Source organism: Enterobacter sp. RIT637 (genome assembly GCF_019718755.1).
Classification (GTDB): domain Bacteria; phylum Pseudomonadota; class Gammaproteobacteria; order Enterobacterales; family Enterobacteriaceae; genus Enterobacter.
This window is the reverse complement of record NZ_JAIHAZ010000034.1, coordinates 1-2,553: the sequence shown is the minus strand read 5'-3', so window position 1 is coordinate 2,553 and position 2,553 is coordinate 1. Positions and strand designations below refer to the sequence as shown.

Here is a 2,553-nt window from a genome sequence, read left to right as displayed (position 1 = left end):
TCGGTTTGGGAAGTAGCGCTACGAAGGACGTCGGAACGGCAGCCGGGAACGTCATGCAAGTGGGAGCATTTGGATTACCTACTGGTGATGCCAGGGTATTTAAAACAGACTCGGCAGTTGCTCCTGATGGGACAAATTTCAACAGTCTTACAGAGCCAGGAACTTATCGTTTACTTTTGGATATGTCGAAATCAACCTCAGGACCTATCTCAAGTTGGTATGGGTATGTTCAAAATTATGTTCGTATTGCCGACGTAGCGCTAACGCAGTTTTGTTTGCCATATCCAAGCCAAACTGATGCTGGACGATTTTTTTTCAGGGGTTACAACACCAATGCCTGGAGCCCGTGGAAGGAGATCATGACTTCAGCGATATCTGACAGAACAATGAAAAACATTGGCGATGACCTCGATCTGGAAGCGGCGTTGTTAAATATCTGCCGGATGGAATTCAAACACTTCACTTTTAAGGACGATGAAACGCAGACCCCACGACGCGGGGTAATATCACAGCAGATTGAAACGATTGATCCCGAATACGTGAAAGAAATAGGCGGCATACTGCATCTTGATCAGACCCCTATGTTGCTCGATGCGCTAGCAGCAATCAAAGCGCTGGCAATCCGCGTCAGGGTTTTGGAAGAACAGGCTGCCACTAAGGTTTCAGCTCAGTAAGCTATATCTGTATTAGCTCAAACTTGATTTGGCACTGTTACTGCTCAGGGCTTAACTTAAGCTGACAGTCCGCTCTGTGCCAGTAGCGGATATTGCACATTTGGCTGAGATTGAAGATGGGCGGTAAGGCGTAGCATTTGACCTGTATTTCATTTGGCGTATATTGAATAGAAATCTGATGCAGGATTAGTAAAATGGGTATTTTTGACTTCATCTTTAGAAAGACGAAAAGAAATGAGAATAGCAAGCATTTAGAAAATACAGCACAAGCCCCTGCACAATATATAAATATTGCCGCGCAGAACAAAGATATAATTGAGGGGATGCAATTCCATGCAACATGCCAACTACGGACCCCTATATTTGTTTTGAAAAAACACGGTGAAGTTTTTAAAGGTGACGGGACACCCCCAGCATATGGATCTACAAGAGATGGTATTTGGATTCCAAAATTGAGAGGTGGTACATTTGATTTTCTTGATAAAGGGGCTACTTCAGCGTCTGATGCTGGGCCAGTTAATGCTGATGAGTATGTTGATTACGCCATTGGTTTACTTGAAATTTTTGAATCAAGCGCATCAATTAATGACAAGATGACTCAAGCGTTAGCTTATGCTGGAAGCAATGAGTCTAAAAAAAGAATAGAAATGGGGCTGCTACGTTTTTATGGAGAAACAAATATAGCTGACGTAATGTCGTCATATATCCCTAAGCTTGAGAGGTTTAAATTCTATTTGGATGAGCCAAACAAATTAACCTTGGTTAATGGAGTAAGTGAAAAAATAGCAGATTCACTAAAGAGTGAGGGAGTAAATACTTTACGAGCACTGTCTAGCATGAATGAATATGAATTAACTAAAATCAAAGGCATTGGCAAAATCACCGCTCAAAAAATAATAAACAGTATTAAGGATTTAGAGGTGTTGTAGATCCTATAAGTTTTAGCCACTTAGAGTTAGCGTCTGCTTATCGCTCAAAGCAGACGGTCAGCTTTGATAGTCTGTTGCCAGATCAAACTGTCAGGTCAAGTCTGAGCTAATACACTATATCGCGGATTGGGCTTTGAGTTCAGCAAGCTCACTCTTAATGCTTTCTACCCGGTTGGCCAGCTCCTTCATGGCCTCAACATACAGGGCGCTCATCGCACTGTAGTCCACGGTTTTGAGATCGTTAATCTCTTCTCCATTCTGCGTTGTGCCGGTACCGCCTGAACTTACCGCGACAGGAAGAACACGCTCCAGTTCCTGGGCGATAATACCTGCGCTGCGTATTGATTCCGATTCAGTCAGTTGAATGCCAAACGTATACCCCGTCAGGGAACAGATCTTCTCCAGAGCGTTACTGACGGGTTCTTTGTCGAATTTAACTCGTTCATCCGAAGTCTGATTCATCGTGACGCAGGTGAACTTACCATCAGCCCCAAACGCAAAAGAGTATCCGTTGGAGCCTCCATTATCATTGTTGTCAGGACGGATCTGAATGATTCCTGTCTGCCCGGAATAAATAACCCCCCTGGATGCCCCACCTGTGCCATAGAACCATACGTGGGCATTCTGATTGTCAGTTGGGGCCAAAACAGCAATTTTAGTTTTGCATTCCATATCAGCACTGGTCGCGATTTTAGCTGATGCGCTTATGCTGTTCTGGCAGGTAATTGGATTACGAAATTCAAAGCTATCGCCGATAAAAATGTATCTCCCTGCGTAAAATGTAAAGTCTCCTTTCCCCATGGCACCACTGGAATTACCACCGCACAGGATTCGCGCGTCATAGTCGTTAGTGCCAAGAAAATGGAAATCAACGAAGCTTGCAGAAGAGGCTTTCTTCGCTCCAATTTCGAGGCTTCCAAAGTTGGCTGTGACGCTATCTCCTAAACCGA

3 protein-coding genes are annotated in these 2,553 nt (G+C 44.0%); 2 read left to right on the top strand and 1 reads right to left on the bottom strand.

Annotated features, from left to right (window positions below; all coding sequences use genetic code 11):
• Together K5E19_RS22910 and K5E19_RS22905 are read left to right on the top strand one after the other, a co-directional pair.
• Positions 1 to 674 (top strand): pyocin knob domain-containing S74 family peptidase (locus K5E19_RS22910; RefSeq protein ID WP_221553230.1); only part of this gene is annotated, 674 nt, incomplete at its 5' end.
• 194 nt (positions 675 to 868) lie between these two features.
• Positions 869 to 1,603, top strand: a complete 735-nt coding sequence (locus tag K5E19_RS22905) for a helix-hairpin-helix domain-containing protein (RefSeq protein ID WP_221553228.1) — start codon at positions 869 to 871, stop codon at positions 1,601 to 1,603.
• 114 nt (positions 1,604 to 1,717) lie between these two features.
• On the opposite strand, the gene K5E19_RS22900 is transcribed toward K5E19_RS22905, so the two are convergent.
• Positions 1,718 to 2,553, bottom strand: an 836-nt coding sequence (locus tag K5E19_RS22900; protein ID WP_221553227.1) for a tail fiber domain-containing protein, incomplete at its 5' end; no start/stop codon positions are given.

What these genes read in the sequence shown, in the direction of transcription:
- K5E19_RS22905 (WP_221553228.1), top strand. Translation starts at nt 869, where the DNA reads ATGGGTATTTTTGACTTCATCTTTAGAAAGACGAAAAGAAATGAGAAT.